Source organism: Staphylococcus pasteuri, from assembly GCF_030547725.1.
Classification (GTDB): Bacteria; Bacillota; Bacilli; order Staphylococcales; family Staphylococcaceae; genus Staphylococcus; species Staphylococcus pasteuri.
The window spans coordinates 1-242 of sequence record NZ_JAUOQO010000831.1; the positions used below are offsets into that span (position 1 = coordinate 1).

At 34.3% G+C, this 242-nt stretch carries 1 protein-coding gene; it reads right to left on the reverse strand.

Annotated features, from left to right (window positions below; all coding sequences use genetic code 11):
- The coding region (locus tag Q4528_RS15660) for a hypothetical protein (RefSeq protein ID WP_303522642.1) at positions 1-242 on the reverse strand (242 nt) is incomplete at both ends.

Here is a 242-nt window from a genome sequence, read left to right on the forward strand (position 1 = left end):
AGGTAATCGCTGGAAACTATGAACGGGCATCAAATCAAAAGCAAAAGGGAAACTTTCAAAGAAAGCAGCCAATTTTTTTCTATTTTGAGATAGAACCTCTTTCAGCTTACTAACCAAATGAAAAAAAGAAACTTCTGTCTCAGGATTTACTGTCACGTAATTTACAGTCTTAGTTTTTACAGTAATTTCAGTATTTTTATAGAAGTACAATTCAGAGCAACCAAACTGCTCACTCATGAGGC